Genomic DNA, 14,480 nt, shown 5'->3' on the forward strand with positions numbered 1-14,480 from the left:
CCGGCAACCTCTGGATGCCACCCATCGCCCAGCTCCCCTGACCAGGCACCCCCACCCAGCGTCACCGATCAGGCCCATTCCTTCTGAATGGATACCCCCGCCCGGGACGGCGCCCTGATCGGTGGCTCACAGCCTGCGCCCGTCGATCAGGAGGCGTTGACGAGTGTCATGTAGAGCTCCCAGTTCCAGTTCGGTCCCGGGTCGGTGTGGTCGGTTCCCGGGACCTCGTAGTGCCCGATGATGTGCGCCCGGTCCTTGGGGATCGAGTACCGGGTGCAGATCGCCGCCGTGAGCCTGGCCGACTCCTGGTACAGGGCGTTCGTGAAGTACGCCGGTCTGTCCACCCAGCCTTCGTGCTCGATGCCGATGCTGCGGGTGTTGTGGTTCCAGTTCCCCGCGTGCCAGGCGATGTCGTGTTCGCGGACGCACTGCGCGATGTGTCCGTCGGCCGACCGGACCACATAGTGCGCGGACACCTTCTTCCCGGGGTTCTGGAAGACGCCCAGCGTGGTCGTGTACGTCGCCTGCGTCACATGGATGACGACCAGGTCGATCGGACACTCCGTCGGCCGGTCGGCAACCGTGTAGTTGGCCGGGTCGGCCGACAGCCAGTCGACCGAGGGCTGGTCGACGATCCGGGGCCGGGCACGGGCCGGCGCCGAGGGCAGCAGCGCGTAGGGAAGCGCGGCGAGGGCCGCTCCCTTCAGCAGTCGCCGTCTCGTCGTGGCCGGCGCGATTCGTTCCGATCCGGCGTGTTCCATGGAGCGCGTGCCCTCCCTGTCTGGGGTCCCTGCTGGTGCCGATCCCGTCCGCTGTGTGCTCAACGCCTCAGCATGGCCGCCGTTTCGCGCAGGCGGGCGTGGATTCCGCGGTGTGTCTCGCACGTGGGCAGCCATTCCTTGCGGAGTTTGGCCACACACGTGTAATTGGTGTCGCAGACGTTCGCCAGCGGGGACTCGACCGTCTGGGTGGCGAACTGGTAGGCGTCCAGCTCGCTGAACCCGTAGTCGCGCACGAGCCACTGCACGAGATCGAGCTGGGATATCCGGAACGCGTCCTCCAACGGGCGGGCGGAGCCCGTCGAGATGATGTGCGTGTCGGACTCGATACGCGGCCACGGTGTGGCGAGGCCCTTGAGCAGTTCGACGATCACCACGGTGTGCATGGCGCACTCGACGGCCACCCCGCAGGTCTCGCCCTCGCCCTGCCGGGCGTGCCCGTCGCCCAGACTGACGAGTCCGCCCTCGACGTTCACTCCGAGATAACAGGTGACGCCCGCACGCATCTCCGGGGTGTCCATGTTGCCTCCGTGCGCGTCCGGCACCAGCGCCGAGCGCACCTCCAGATGAGCTGGCGCCACGCCCACCGTGCCGTGCATCGGGTCCATGGGCAGCTCGATGCGGATGTCGCCGGCACGCGCGCTGAACTCGGCGGTGCGCCGGGCTCGGTCGAGCCGCCAGATCCACACGGTCTCCGGCAGCGGCGGTTGCAGGGTCGCCGTGGTGTGGGTGGAGGTCAGCGCGCCGAACAGCGGCACCGTCGTCGACGCCGCCCAGTCCCGGGCCGGCTCGATCGACACGAAGTGCACCGCCAGGGTGTCGCCCGGCTCGGCGCCCTTCACATGGAACGGACCCGTCTGCGGATTGAGGAAGGGAAACTCACACACCTCGGACACCAGGTCCTTCTCGGATCGCACCTGCCCGGCGAAACAGTCCTCGGTGTAAAGGTCGAGGACGGTGCCCGGTGTGATCCGGGCGACGGGTGGCGCGCCGCCGAACGTCCAGGCGTACTCGCCCGGGGCGGGCCGCACGGTCAGGATGCGGGGATCGGTCATGGTTGCACGGCTCCGTTCGGCCGAAGGTCGGATGTCGGGGGCTCGTCGAGATGGACGCGGGCGGTCTCGGCTATGCGTCCGGGGTGGCGTCGCACCAGGACGCACAGCACCGCCGCCCCGGCCGCCATCCAGACACCGACGACGGGGCCGGCGTAGGACACCGGCGCGGTCAGCTCGCTCACGAAGTCGAAGACCGGCAGGCCCGCCGCCGTCAGCAACGCCGGCACGAAGGCGACGATGCCCAGCAGCGGGAACAGCAGATGCCGCACCGGTCCGAACAACTCCCGTCTGCGGCGCAGGAAGTAGCCCGCGCAGGCGAGGTTCACCACGATGTACACGCCGATGACGACCGTCACGATGATCGTGGCCAGCAGCAAGAACGCCGTGACGGGGTCGTAGTACAGACCGAGGCCCAGCACGACCGCCACCGCCACCGCGCCCTGCACGGCGACACCGGCGGCGGGGGAGCGGTAGCGGGGGTGCACGCGCGCGAAGAGCGAGGGAAACACCCTGATCCGTGCGAGCGCGAAGGCCGTACGGGTCGAGACGTTGGCGCACGCGTTCGCGTTGGCGATCGTCGAGTTGACGACGGCCAGGAACACCAGCACCCAGAACAGCCCGAAGGACGCGCGGGCGACCCCCTCCCACGAGGACGCCCCCGAGGCGCCGAAGGCGGTGAAGCGGTCCGGTCCGATGAACACGCTCATCGCATAGGTCGTGACCACGTAGAAGAGCCCGATCGCCAGCGCCGCCCCGAGGACCGCGCGATGCATGACCCGTCGCGGATCCTTCGTCTCCTCCGCCAGCGGTGCCGCTGCCTCGAATCCCGCGAAGGCGAGCACCGTGTACACCGAACCGGCGAACACGCCGCCCATGCCCCCGTGCCCCTTCGCCGTGTGCGCGGTGCCGAACACCGACAGCGTGTTGCCACCGCCCGTCCTGACGATCAGCCAGAGGGCGAAGACCAGGAAGACCAGGATCTCGAAGACGCCGAGGACCGTGCCGAAGCGGGCCGAGGCACGCACGCCGAAGTAACCCGCCAGTGCGATCACCACCGCGCCCGCCAGCGCCCACGGCCACCACAGGTCCTCGGGGTAGGAGGACCACTCCTGGTGGAGCGTGCCGGCGGTCGTGAAGCCGAGTTGCAGGAGCAGGAGCGGCGGCACCAGTGCCTCCACGAACACATAGCCCCAGCCGACGAGAAAGCCGACCGCCGGATGCAGCCCCTGCGCCGCGTAGGTCGCCACCGATCCTGCGGCGGGCAGCTGCCGAGCCAGCTCGGCCACGCACGAAGCGGTGAACAGGCAGGCCACCAGGGCGACGAGCACGGACAGCGGCAGGCTGCCGCCCGCGAACGCCGCGCCCGCGGGAATGGAGGCGGCGACCGCTGCCGCGGGCGCCATCGCCGTGATGCTCTGGAACAGGACCTCGCGCAGGCCGATCGCCTCACGCCGCAGCCCCGGAACGTTCTCCCCCGTCATGGGAACCCCCGATCCGACTCCGCGCGGCACCTGCCCGACGGCTGCGCCTCGCGTGAATCACGGTACGGCGCTGGGCGGTTGGGCAGGAAGGGCGCGGCATCTTCGGTGGACAGCGCCGGGATTGTGGACAACGCCGCCACCCGTTCGAGGGAAGTGCCGTGAAGGAGCGTGCGGCTGCCCGGGGCCACCGGGGAAGGAAAACCCGTTACGCCCGCTCGGCGATCGCCGCGGGATCGTCGAGCACCGCGCGCACCACGGAGTGAGCGGCGCCGAGCAACGGCCCGTCGGAACCCAGCCGGGACACGGTCACGGCGCAGGGCGGACCCGCCGTCCGCCGGGCCAGCTCCCGCTCCAGCGACGGCAGGAGCCAGGGCGCCAGCGCGGCGAGCGCCCCGCCGAGCACGACCGCCTCCGGGTCCAGCAGGTTGACCGCCCCCGTGAGCGCGATACCCAGGGCGGTCCCGGCGCCGCGCAGGGCCCGGCGCACGTCCCGGTCGCCCTGCGCCGCGCGCTCGGCCAGCAGTTCGACGCGGTCCTCGCCCGGCGTCAGCCCGGCCGCGCGCAGCACCGCCTCCTCGCCCGCGTACTGCTCGAGACAGCCGCGCCCCCCGCAGACGCACTCCGGCCCTTCCGGACGCACGGGGACATGGCCCAGTTCGCCCGCGAAACCGTGCGTACCGCGCAGCAGCCGCCCGTCCACGACCACCGCGCCACCGATGCCGATCTCCGCGGAGACGTGCAGGAAGTCACGAGGAGTGGAGTCGCCCAGCCAGAGTTCCGCGAGGGAGCCGAAGTTGGCCTCGTTGTCCACGGTCAGCGGCAGTTCGCCGGGCAGCAGTGCGCCGAGGTCCACGTGGTGCCAGTCGAGGTTGGGGGCGCGGACCACGGTCCGGGCGTCACGGGCGACCAGGCCCGGCACCGCGACGGCCAGACCCGCGGGCCGCAGGCCTTCCCGTTCCGCCTCGGCGGCGACCCGTTCCACGAGTGCGGCCAGTTCGGCGAGCACGGGCCCGGGGGCGCGGCCGCGGTTCGTGCCGTGCCGGACCGCACGCGCCCGTATGCCCCCGCGCAGATCGATCGCGCACACCGCGAGGTGGTCCACGCCGATCTCCGCGCCGATCCCGGCGGGACCGCGTCCGCTGACGGCCAGGGCGGACCCCGGGCGCCCCACCCTGCCGGGCCGCTCGGGCCCGAGCTCCTCCAGCAGTCCGGAACGGATCAGTTCGTCGACCAGCGTGGAGACCGCGGCCCGGGTCAGCCCGATCCGAGAGGCGACCGCGGCACGCGACAGCGGCCCCTCGGCGCTCACGGTGTGCATGACCCGCGCCAGATTGCGCCGGCGCATGCCCTGCTGGGTGTCGGGCAGCCGGCGGCCGGGGCTGGACGGATGGGCCTCGTGCAGCGGTGTGGTCATGCCCCCCTCGGATCCCGTCGACGCCGGTCCGGCTCCCGCTCCAGCAGCGGTGCCGCGTCGGAGAGTACCCCGGCGATCCTGGCGAGCGTCGCCTCGTCCCGCTCCACGGCCTCCAGCACCGGTCCGCGGGCGGTGTCCCAGCGCCGGGCCACCGCCGCCGGGTCCTCGCCCGTCAGCAGTCCGGCGGCCTGCGCGGCGGCACCGAGCGCGACCAGTTCCTTGGCCTCCGGGACCTGAACGGGACGCCCGGAGAGCCGGCGCGCGGTCTCCTGCCACGCCCTGCCCCGGGCGCCGCCGCCGATGAGCAGCAGCGGAGCCGTGCGGTCCGCGTCGGCGTCGAGCACCAGGTCCAGGGCGCCGAGCAGCGAGTGCACCGCGCCGTCGTACGCGGCCTGCAGCAGTTGCCCGGCCGTCGTGTCGTGCCGAAGGCCGTGCAGCAGTCCGGAGGCGTGCGGGAGGTCGGGTGTGCGCTCGCCGTCGAGGTAGGGGAGCAGCGTGACCCCCGTGCCGGGCTCGACGGCCTCACGGTCCAGCCCCAGCAGGGCGGCGATCCGGTCGACGGCGAGCGTGCAGTTCAGGGTGCAGGCCAGCGGCAGCCAGTCGCCGCGCGCGTCCGCGAAGCCCGCCACGGTGCCGGTCGGATCGGCGGGGCGCCGCCGTGAGACCGCGTACACCGTGCCGGAGGTGCCCAGGCTCAGCACGGGCGTTCCGGGGCGCAGTCCGAGGCCCAGCGCGGCGGCAGCGTTGTCGCCCGTGCCGGGCGCGACCAGGGTGCCCTTGGAGAAGGGCAGGTCATGGGTGTCGCGCACGGTGCCGGCCACTTCTCCGGGGCGGACCACCCGCGGCAGCAGGGCCGGAGCCAGGCCCACGTGGGCGAGCGTCTCCTCGTCGTACGACTCCGTCGCGGACGCCCACCAGCCGGTGCCGGAGACATCGCCGCGGTCGGTGGTGCCCTGGCCGGTGAGGCGTTCGGTCAGGTAGTCGTGGGGCAGCCGCACGGCCGCGGTCGTGCGGACGGCCTCCGGCTCGTTCTCGGCCAGCCAGGCCCACTTCGTGACCGTGAAGGACGGGCCCGGAACGCTTCCGGTGCGCTGCGCCCACGCCTTGGGGCCGCCCAGTTCCTCCACCAGCCGGCGGGCCTGCGGTGCCGACCGCACGTCGTTCCACAGCAGGGCAGGGCGGACCGGCTCGCCCTGAGCGTCCAGGGTCACGAGGCCGTGCTGCTGGCCACCGATCGACACGGCGGCGGCCTCGTGGGCCGCCTCGCCGCACTGGCGCAGGGCCTCGCAGAGGGCGTCCCACCACTGGCGGGGGTCGCTCTCGCGGCCCGCGCCCGGCGAGACGGTGTGCGGCGCCTGGCCGCTCGCCACCACCCGTCCGGTCGATGCGTCGACGACCAGGGCCTTGGTGGACTGGGTGGACGAGTCCACCCCGACGACGAGCGGACCCTCGGCTGCTGACATCGGGCTCTCCCTTTCCGCGGCTCGCGGGATCTGACTGGTGCGAGCGTGCTCCGCCTCCGGCTCCGGGCGGCTCGGCGTGCATCCGTCGTCACCGTACGAGGTCGCCGTACGAGGACACCTGGTCCCTTCCCAGAGATGCCTTCGCATACTAATTTGTTAAGCGCCATGACGAAATAGTCTTCAGCGAGCAAGGAGTCGCGGCATGAGTTACGAGCCCACCCCCGAGGACAGGTTCACGTTCGGTCTGTGGACCGTCGGCTGGCAGGGAAGGGACCCGTTCGGCGACGCCACCCGGCGCGCCCTTGACCCGGTCGAGACGGTGCAGCGCCTCGCCGAGCTGGGGGCCTACGGAGTGACGTTCCACGACGACGACCTGATCCCCTTCGGGTCCTCGGACAGTGAGCGCGAGTCGCACGTCAAGCGCTTCCGGCAGGCCCTCGACGCGACCGGGATGACCGTGCCGATGGCCACCACCAACCTCTTCACCCACCCCGTCTTCAAGGACGGCGCGTTCACCGCCAATGACCGCGACGTGCGCCGCTACGCCCTGCGCAAGACCGTCCGCAACATCGACCTGGCGGTCGAACTGGGCGCGAAGACGTACGTCGCCTGGGGCGGCAGGGAAGGCGCCGAGTCCGGTGCGGCCAAGGACGTGCGTATCGCGCTCGACCGCATGAAGGAGGCGTTCGACCTCCTCGGTGAGTACGTCACCTCCCAGGGCTACGACCTCCGCTTCGCCATCGAGCCCAAGCCGAACGAGCCGCGCGGCGACATCCTGCTGCCCACCGTCGGGCACGCCCTGGCTTTCATCGAGCGTCTGGAGCGGCCGGAGCTGTACGGCGTCAACCCCGAGGTGGGCCACGAGCAGATGGCCGGCCTGAACTTCCCGCACGGCATCGCCCAGGCCCTGTGGGCGGGCAAGCTCTTCCACATCGACCTCAACGGCCAGTCCGGCATCAAGTACGACCAGGACCTGCGCTTCGGGGCGGGTGATCTGCGTGCCGCGTTCTGGTTGGTGGACCTCCTGGAGAGCGCCGGGTACAGCGGGCCGCGCCACTTCGACTTCAAGCCGCCGCGGACCGAGGACCTCGACGGCGTGTGGGCTTCGGCCGCGGGCTGCATGCGCAACTACCTCGTCCTGAAGGAGCGTTCGGCAGCCTTCCGTGCCGACCCTGAGGTGCAGGAGGCCCTGCGCGCCGCGCGTCTGGACCAACTGGCGCAGCCGACCGCCGCGGACGGACTGCAGTCCCTGCTCGCCGACCGCAGTGCCTTCGAGGAGTTCGACGTGGCGGCGGCCGCCGCACGCGGCATGGCCTTCGAGCACCTGGACCAGCTGGCCATGGACCATCTGCTGGGAGCACGCGGCTGACGGCCGCGAGGTCACGGTTCGCCGCACGGGGGGCTGCGGCCCTCCCGCGGAGGACCGCGGAACGCCCGCCGGGCTCTGTGCCACGGGGGCGGTGGTCCGCCGCCCGGCGGTGCGCCGGGGTCGGGCGGCGGACCACCGTCCGTACCGCGTCGGGCGGTCGTCCTCAGTCCGGCCGGGGTGGTGGTCTGTGGGCGGCGAGGCGTTCGCGGGCCTCCGTATAGGTGTCCGCGTCGATCTCGCCGGAGGCGAAGCGCCGGTCGAGGATCTCCTCCGGTGTCTCTCGTGGCGGACCCCAGCGATGTTCTTCCGGGGTCTCGCGCGGAGGTCCCCAACGATGCTGCTCGGAGCCGTGACCGCCGTGCTGCGCAAGGCGGATCACCGCCCACACGATGAGGCCGATCAGCAGGATCCACACCAGCGGCATGAGGGCCATCCAGGCCCAGCCACCGCCGTCCCAGTACATCACTGTCCTCACCTCCCCAGGAGGTTTCCTCCTTCACTGTCCGCGCGGGCGGTCCGAGACGCCAGGGCCCTTCGGCCCCGATGCCGAAGCGCCGGGCACCCGCCCGCGTCCGGACGCCTGCTCGCTCACGTCCTGAGGAAGGGGCCGCCGAACCCTGGTTCGATGTACTTCTATGTTGACGTTTTTCGATTCAAGCGGCAGTGTTGCATCAACAGACGTCGATACAGGTGCGTACTGGGTCTGCGTCGCCCCGTCAGCCCCTCAGCCCCACCAGTCAGGAGTGCGCCATGAGCGAGCAGCCCACCGACCTGCGCGAAACCGTCCGGCAGCGGTACGCCGCGGCGGCCGTGCAGGTGTCCGAGGGCGGCACCGCGTGTTGCGGGTCCGAGCCGGTCGAGGTCGACGAGACCTTCGGCGCCGCCTTCTACGAGGCCGACGAACGTGACGCCCTGCCCGCCGAGGCCGTCGCCGCCTCCCTGGGCTGCGGCAACCCCATCGCCGTCGCCGAACTGGGTGAGGGCGAGCGCGTCCTCGACCTCGGCTCCGGCGGCGGCATCGACGTCCTGCTCTCGGCCCGCCGCGTCGGTCCCACCGGCAGGGCCTACGGGCTGGACATGACCGACGAGATGCTCGCTCTGGCGTTGGCCAACGCCAAGAAGGCCGGTGCCACGAACGTGGAATTCCTCAAGGGCACCATCGAAGCCGTGCCGCTGCCGGCGAACACCATCGATGTGGTCATCTCGAACTGTGTGATCAATCTGTCCGTCGACAAGCCTGCCGTCTTCGCGGAGGCGTTCCGCGTGCTGAGGCCCGGCGGCCGGCTCGGTGTGTCGGACGTGGTGGCCGACGACGCCCTGACCGTGGAGGAGCGGGCCGAGCGCGGCGACCACGCGGGCTGCATCGCCGGTGCGCTGTCCTTCGCGGAGTACCGTGCGGGTCTGGAGGGGGCGGGATTCACGAACGTCGAGATCACCGCGACGCACACGGTCGCCGACGGCATGCACTCGGCGATCGTCCGCGCCACCAAGCCCCTCGACACGGCAGCGGCGCAGGGCATGACGGCGGCCGGGGCGGGGGCGGCCTAGCCAGGGGTCGTGGACGGCCTACTCCGGGACGACCTGGAGTGCGGTGTCCGGGTTGCAGTGCGGGCAGGCCGCCACGCATGCGTACAGTGCCCGACGTGCCTGCTCCTCTGTGATCGCCTTGACCCGGACCCCCTTGGCCATGTGGCAGTCGCCCCTGTGGATCCGTGCCGGCGGACTCCCGGTGCCGATGCCCCGTTCCATGAGCCACTCGGGTGTCCGGGGGTGCCGCGCGTCGCCCGTCCGCCGCTCCGTCTCCCGCCGTTCCTCGTCGGCGATCCACCGGTCGAGCTGCGTCAGGGCCGTCGTCGCCTGCTGCGCGACCACGCGGCGCGCGAAGCGCAGGAGTTCCAGACGAGATGGCGATCTTTCGTTCACGCGTTCGATTCTAGAGGGGTGGCCCGCGCACGCGACCCGTCAGGCCGGGTCCGCGTTGTTCCACGCGGGCGGCTCCGTGAAGAGCCCCCGCAGCCACTGGGCGCTCTCGGCGGCGCCTGTGTCACCTGCCGTGCCCGGGACTCCCGGGAACACCCGGCCCCAGGAGCAGGCACGGCCGAGAGCGCCGAGCCGCCACGCCAAGGTCGTGGCGCGTCGGAGTTCCGCCGCTGTCCGACCGCCTCCCGTCCAGGGTTCCAGATAGGCGTCCCGCAGTCGTGGGAGCACATCCGCCCCGTATCGGTCACGCGCCGCCCGAGCGGGAACCAGGAGGCTGCAGAACGGATGGGAGACGGCGGCGTCGCCCCAGTCGAAGAACGTGAATCGACGGCACTCCGGTTCCGGCACGAGCATCTGGGCGTCGTGCAGATCGGCATGGTCGAGGGAATCCGCGATGCCCACGCCCGCGAGCTCCGTGCACCAGGCCACGAGGCGTGGCCGGAGTGCGCGCAGCCGCTTGCGGTCCTCCGCGTGCAGTGCGCTGTTCTCCGCGACGAGCCGGTCGAAGACATCGGGAAGCGAAGCGGTGCGCGCACTGGGGACGCCCAGCCGTTCCATCGCGTGAGTGTGCGGAACGAGGGCATGCTGCATGGCCGCGTACTGACGCAGTGCCTGCTCCCAGGCGGGGAAGCCGGCGCGCCCGCGGTCGAGTACGTCGCGGAGGCGTTCGCCGCCGTCGGGCAGCAGCGACCAGCCGCGGCCGGGATCGACGGAGAGCGGCTCCAGTACGTGCTCCGGCACCCACTGGGCCAGCGCCGACCCCAGTGCCGCCTCGAAAGTGCTGCCGGGCGGGTTGGCCTTGAACCATACGGCGCCCCGCCCCGCGACGGACATGCGCACCAGAACGGACCACGGTCGCAACCGCACCGTCCGCAGCCCTGTCACACGGAGACCGAGAGCCTCGAGTTCGCCCTGCGCCCATCCGAGGGCGGCCTTCCGCCAGGCATCCCGCTCCCAGGGGGTCACCGCATGCTCGTACCGGCCCCGGTCCACGACCGTCGACGCGTCATGTCGCATCACGTCATCCCAGCACCCTCCGCGCACGCCCTCCAGCGCTTTTTCGCGGGGCCTCGACCGCAGCGGCACGGCGGCCGCGCCCCGAGCGGTTGCCACGGCGGACGCTGATCCAGGGCAAACGGTCCGTGCGGGCCGGGAGTTGGGCTGATCGCCGAGGCGTGCGAGGGGCATGCGCCGAGGCGGAAGACGGCAGCAGGATTACTCCAATCGTATTGTTCATCAGATTTTCGGTATGTCCTATACCGCCCAAATTGGGATCTTATGTACGTTCACTTGTGCATCGGCTCACAGTCGACGTGTGTGTCTCAGACAGGAGAAGTGACATGGCAACGCGTTCCATCGCCGTTACCGCCGCGGTCGCCACTGGTGCGGCCCTGGTGGCCACCGGCATCACCTACGCCTCGGCCGCCTCGGAGCCGGCCCAGGCGGCCGCGGTCAACCAGCAGGCCGCCGCTGTCCCCGCCGCGGCCCCCCAGGGCGGCGGCGGCAACAGCAAGGGCAACGAGGGCAAGGACTACGGCTACGGCCACGGCAAGCGCCGGCACCACATCGGCCTCATCCACATCAACGAGCGGACCTACGCGGCCCACGCCGGCGGCTGCATCACGGTGGTCAGCGGCCTCGGCTCGAAGAGCCTGAACGTGCGCAACGACAGCTGGAAGACCGTCGAGGTCTTCAACGGGGCCACGTGCGACAACGGCTCGCCCGTCGCCACGGTCGGCCCGTACAGCTCGAGCAACGGGCTCTACCCCCGGCGCGTGCGGGGCGGCCTCCGCGTCCGCGACGGCGTAGTGGGCAGCTTCCGCGTGGTCGGGGACTACTTCCGCTACGGCTACGACCACGGCCGCGGCGACTACGGTAAGTGATCAAGTCGACTGTTGTGACGCATGGCGAGAACCCCGGCCTGCCGGAATCGGGCCGGGGTTCCGCGGTCTGTGCCCCCGCATTCCACGGTACGTCGTCACGGTTGCCACGGCGCACGGACCCGGGTGCCGCTGTGGTGCCCGGGTGCCGTTCGGTCAACGCAGGGTGGAACGGGCGGTCTCGAAACTGCGCGCGTGGGCGGCCTCGTCCTCGGCGTTGTGCGCGAAGAGCTGGGCGGCCGCGCTGTCGCCGGCTGCCCGGGCCCGCCGGGCGAAGGCCGGGTACATGCTCCCGGACTCGTACCGTTCGCCGGTGATGGCCTTGGTGAGGTTCTCACGCGTGGTGCCGACGGTGCCGGCCAGCCGTGCCATGCCCGCGAAATGCTCGCGCAGTTCGACCTCGGCGACGCCGTTGAACAGGCGCGCCAGCGCCTGGTCCCCGTGTGCGGACGCGGCCTTGGCGAACTGGGTGTATTTGGCGGCCGCCAGCGCCTCACCGCGCATGGCGGTGTCGAGATCCGATCTGGTCCGGGGCGCGCGGACCTTGGCAGCACCGGCCTGTACGGCCTCCGTGGCGGCAGCGGGCGGTGCCGGGATGCTTCCCTTGCCCGTGCGGACCACCTCGAGAGCCTTGGTGAACGCGGCGTGGTGGGCGGCCTCGTCCCGGGCCAGTTCGTCGAAGACTTCGGCGGCGGAGGTGTCACCGTCCTGTCTGGCCTGCTTGGCGAAGGTGCGATACATCGTCTGGGACTCGTACGCCTCACCTTGGAGGGCCGCCCGGAGGTTGGCGGCATTGCTGCCGACCAGACCGCTCAGTGCGGCCTCCTCCGTGAAGTGCTCACCCAGTTCCACCTTCGCGGTCCGCTGGAACAGGCCGTCCACCGACGCCAGACCCTGTTTACGGGCCTGTTCCGCGAACAAGGAGTAGGAGGCGTACGCGTACGCCTCGCCCCGCATCGACGCGTCGAGGTCGGTGCGTGTCTGTGCGTGCAGCGCGCGGATCGCGTCGCCGGGCGCGGCTGAGGCGGTGCCTGCTGCGGATGCGCTGATCGTCAGAACGAGAGCGCCCGTCGTCAGGGCGCGTATCGGATAAGGAATCACGCGGACCTCCAGATCGGACCGTTGAAGCCTCCCAGGCATCACACCAACAAGTGAGGGGCGCGGCGAACAGGCCGTGGCATTCGGGTGAGGTGACCGAGCACCGGGACCGGCGCGACGGCCCGTGCCGCAGGCGCGTGACCTGCGGATGGCGGTCGTCCCCGTTCGCCGCACCGGAGGCCTCTCCGGCGGTCGGCGCCGGGGAGGCATCTCAGGGAAGACTGAGGGTCACGACTCAGGGTCCTGTCAGGGACGAGGACCGGAACCGCGTGCCGCCCGCACCCGTTCTCAGAGCAGAGAGCGGCAGCGGCCGCGAAGGAGGCGACACATGTCGAAGAACGCGAAGATCGCCACGGGGGGAGTGGTGGTCGGGCTCATCCTGTGGATCTGGCTGCCCTGGTGGGCCGTCCTCCTGATCGTGCTGGGAGTCCCGACCGCCGCGTACCTCACCCTGGACCCCTCCCAGCGGCGCAGGCTGCGCCGAGTGGCACGCAAGGAGCTCGGTCGCTGAGGGCTAGTGTCCCGCGGCGTTCCCCGCCAGTGCGCAGGAGTCCACCACGTCGCCGACCGCGGGCCTGCCGACGGTGCGGTCCGCGGGCGGCTGCTCACCCCGTTCCACCCATGCGGTGAGCGCACCGAAGGCCGCCCGATAGCAGGGCAGGATGGGCCGCAGCCGATCGGGGTGGCTGTCGTACAGCCCGTCTACGTGGGTGCCGCCCTCGATGGTGTAGTAGCGGTGCAGCCGCCCGCGCCCGCCCTCCTCCACCATCCGTGCGTACACATCGGAGTCCGCGGCCTTCGGCAGCAGGGCGTCCAGATCACCGTGCAGAGTGATCATCGGCCTCCCGATGCGCCCCGTGAGAGCGACCCGGGCCACCGCGCGGTGGACGGACGCGGGGCGTGTCGCGTAGTCGTAGGCCGCGTCCGAAGGGCAGGGTGCCAGGATCTGCTCCGTCGTGGAGCCGGGGGACGCGCCGGGACACGCGGCGTCGTACGTGGGATCGAACTCGGCGCGGTAGATCTTCTGCGTCACGCCCCAGTACGCCTTCTCGTGGTACGGCCACAGGAACTCCGAGCCGCGGGCGAACCCGACCGCGTACAGGTCCTCGTCCCGCGCCGACCCGAGGATCCGGCCCACGGCCGCCGGCAGCGACGTCAGGAGGCTGGGACCGTCCGCGGTCCACAGGGCGCCCTCCCAGTCCACGCCGCCGTCGTACAGTTCGGGGTGGTGCTCCAGCTGCCACCGCGTCAGGTAGCCGCCGTTCGAGATCCCCGTCATGTAGGTGCGGCGGGCGGTCCGCCCGTAGTACTCGGCCACCGCACTCCTGGCGGCGACGGTCAGTTGCGTCGTGCGCCGGTTCCACTCGGCGACGGCATCGCCGGGGCGGGCTCCGTCGCGGTAGAAGTCCGGCCCGCTGTTGCCCTTGTCGGTGGCCGCGTACGCATATCCCTGCGCGACCACCCAGTCCGAGATCGCCGTGTCGGTCGCATACTGCTTGCGGGTGCCCGGGGCGCCCGTGACGACGAGGCCGCCGTTCCAGCGGTCCGGCAGCCGGATCACGAACTGGGCGTCGTGCCGCCATCCGTGCGTGGAATTGAGGCGTGAGTCGTCCGGGAAGTACCCGTCGATCTGCAGTCCCGGCACACCGGACGGATTGCGGGTGGTCCTGGCGGTCAGGCCCGCCTGGTCCGCCATGTCCGTGTAAGGAGTCCCGGCGAGACCCGATGTCGTCAAGTCGTCCAGGCAGGCACTGGTCTGGAAGGCCGCGCCCGGCACCCGTGCCCCCTCCCGCCCCGCGCAGCGGCCGTCGTCGGTGGCTGCCGCGGGGCCGGTGAGGGCGGAACTCAGCAGAGCGGCGGTGAGCAGCGCGACGCTGCGGGACAGGCGCATGAGGTGCCTCCGGGACATGAGGGGAGCACAGGGCGGCCCCATGCTGCGATCCCGGAAGCCCGCCGACCAT

General features: G+C 71.5%; 14 protein-coding genes. 4 read left to right on the top strand and 10 right to left on the bottom strand.

All coding sequences use genetic code 11. The annotated features are described in order from the left end of the window. Positions 1 to 146 precede the first annotated feature (146 nt). The 5 genes from ACFYMU_RS32220 to xylB all read right to left on the bottom strand — a co-directional run bounded on the left by ACFYMU_RS32220 (position 147) and on the right by xylB (position 6,192). The gene (locus tag ACFYMU_RS32220) at positions 147 to 761 is read right to left on the bottom strand and encodes an N-acetylmuramoyl-L-alanine amidase (protein ID WP_388381011.1); all 615 of its coding nucleotides are present in this window, start codon (positions 759 to 761) and stop codon (positions 147 to 149) included. 59 nt (positions 762 to 820) lie between these two features. Continuing rightward, positions 821 to 1,834 (bottom strand): acetamidase/formamidase family protein, encoded by a 1,014-nt coding sequence (locus tag ACFYMU_RS32225; protein WP_388381014.1) that lies wholly within the window; start codon positions 1,832 to 1,834, stop codon positions 821 to 823. After that, a complete protein-coding gene (locus ACFYMU_RS32230) occupies positions 1,831 to 3,315 on the bottom strand; it encodes an APC family permease (RefSeq protein WP_388381017.1) in 1,485 nt (494 codons plus the stop codon). Before ACFYMU_RS32230 ends, ACFYMU_RS32225 begins: the two co-directional genes overlap by 4 nt. A gap of 205 nt (positions 3,316 to 3,520) precedes the next feature. Beyond that, positions 3,521 to 4,729 (bottom strand): ROK family protein, encoded by a 1,209-nt coding sequence (locus tag ACFYMU_RS32235; protein WP_388381020.1) that lies wholly within the window; start codon positions 4,727 to 4,729, stop codon positions 3,521 to 3,523. Beyond that, entirely contained in the window at positions 4,726 to 6,192 is a 1,467-nt protein-coding gene (gene xylB, locus ACFYMU_RS32240; protein WP_388381023.1) for a xylulokinase, read from the bottom strand. The genes ACFYMU_RS32235 and xylB overlap by 4 nt, the downstream gene beginning before the upstream one ends. Before the next feature lie 202 nt (positions 6,193 to 6,394). On the opposite strand from xylB, the gene xylA reads away from it, so the two are divergent. After that, the gene (xylA, locus tag ACFYMU_RS32245; RefSeq protein ID WP_388381026.1) at positions 6,395 to 7,561 is read left to right on the top strand and encodes a xylose isomerase; all 1,167 of its coding nucleotides are present in this window, start codon (positions 6,395 to 6,397) and stop codon (positions 7,559 to 7,561) included. Between the two features lie 163 nt (positions 7,562 to 7,724). Here the strand turns inward: xylA and ACFYMU_RS32250 are convergent, their stop codons facing one another. Next, the gene (locus ACFYMU_RS32250) at positions 7,725 to 8,036 is read right to left on the bottom strand and encodes an SHOCT domain-containing protein (protein ID WP_388381030.1); all 312 of its coding nucleotides are present in this window, start codon (positions 8,034 to 8,036) and stop codon (positions 7,725 to 7,727) included. Between the two features lie 275 nt (positions 8,037 to 8,311). Here ACFYMU_RS32250 and arsM point away from each other — a divergent pair, with 275 nt between their 5' ends. Then, complete coding sequence (arsM, locus tag ACFYMU_RS32255) at positions 8,312 to 9,109, top strand: arsenite methyltransferase (protein ID WP_388381033.1); 798 nt, start codon at positions 8,312 to 8,314, stop codon at positions 9,107 to 9,109. Positions 9,110 to 9,127: 18 nt separating this feature from the next. Here arsM and ACFYMU_RS32260 read toward each other — a convergent pair whose 3' ends face one another. Together ACFYMU_RS32260 and ACFYMU_RS32265 are read right to left on the bottom strand one after the other, a co-directional pair. Further along, positions 9,128 to 9,484 carry a DUF6233 domain-containing protein gene (locus tag ACFYMU_RS32260; RefSeq protein WP_388381036.1) on the bottom strand — a complete coding sequence of 119 codons (357 nt, stop codon included), beginning with the start codon at positions 9,482 to 9,484 and terminating at the stop codon, positions 9,128 to 9,130. A 39-nt stretch (positions 9,485 to 9,523) separates the two neighbouring features. Beyond that, the gene (locus ACFYMU_RS32265; protein WP_388381039.1) at positions 9,524 to 10,558 is read right to left on the bottom strand and encodes an aminoglycoside phosphotransferase family protein; all 1,035 of its coding nucleotides are present in this window, start codon (positions 10,556 to 10,558) and stop codon (positions 9,524 to 9,526) included. Between the two features lie 323 nt (positions 10,559 to 10,881). Between ACFYMU_RS32265 and ACFYMU_RS32270 the strand changes: the two genes are divergently transcribed. Beyond that, a complete protein-coding gene (locus tag ACFYMU_RS32270; protein ID WP_388381042.1) occupies positions 10,882 to 11,424 on the top strand; it encodes a hypothetical protein in 543 nt (180 codons plus the stop codon). 153 nt (positions 11,425 to 11,577) lie between these two features. Here ACFYMU_RS32270 and ACFYMU_RS32275 read toward each other — a convergent pair whose 3' ends face one another. Continuing rightward, positions 11,578 to 12,522: a ferritin family protein gene (locus tag ACFYMU_RS32275; RefSeq protein WP_388381045.1), complete on the bottom strand. Its 945-nt coding sequence runs from the start codon at positions 12,520 to 12,522 to the stop codon at positions 11,578 to 11,580. A 325-nt stretch (positions 12,523 to 12,847) separates the two neighbouring features. Here ACFYMU_RS32275 and ACFYMU_RS32280 point away from each other — a divergent pair, with 325 nt between their 5' ends. Further along, entirely contained in the window at positions 12,848 to 13,030 is a 183-nt protein-coding gene (locus ACFYMU_RS32280; RefSeq protein WP_388381048.1) for a hypothetical protein, read from the top strand. A 3-nt stretch (positions 13,031 to 13,033) separates the two neighbouring features. Here the strand turns inward: ACFYMU_RS32280 and ACFYMU_RS32285 are convergent, their stop codons facing one another. Continuing rightward, positions 13,034 to 14,410 carry a tannase/feruloyl esterase family alpha/beta hydrolase gene (locus ACFYMU_RS32285; protein ID WP_388381119.1) on the bottom strand — a complete coding sequence of 459 codons (1,377 nt, stop codon included), beginning with the start codon at positions 14,408 to 14,410 and terminating at the stop codon, positions 13,034 to 13,036. Between the last annotated feature and the right edge of the window lie 70 nt (positions 14,411 to 14,480).

This window comes from Streptomyces sp. NPDC007264, from assembly GCF_042869095.1.
GTDB lineage: Bacteria > Actinomycetota > Actinomycetes > Streptomycetales > Streptomycetaceae > Streptomyces.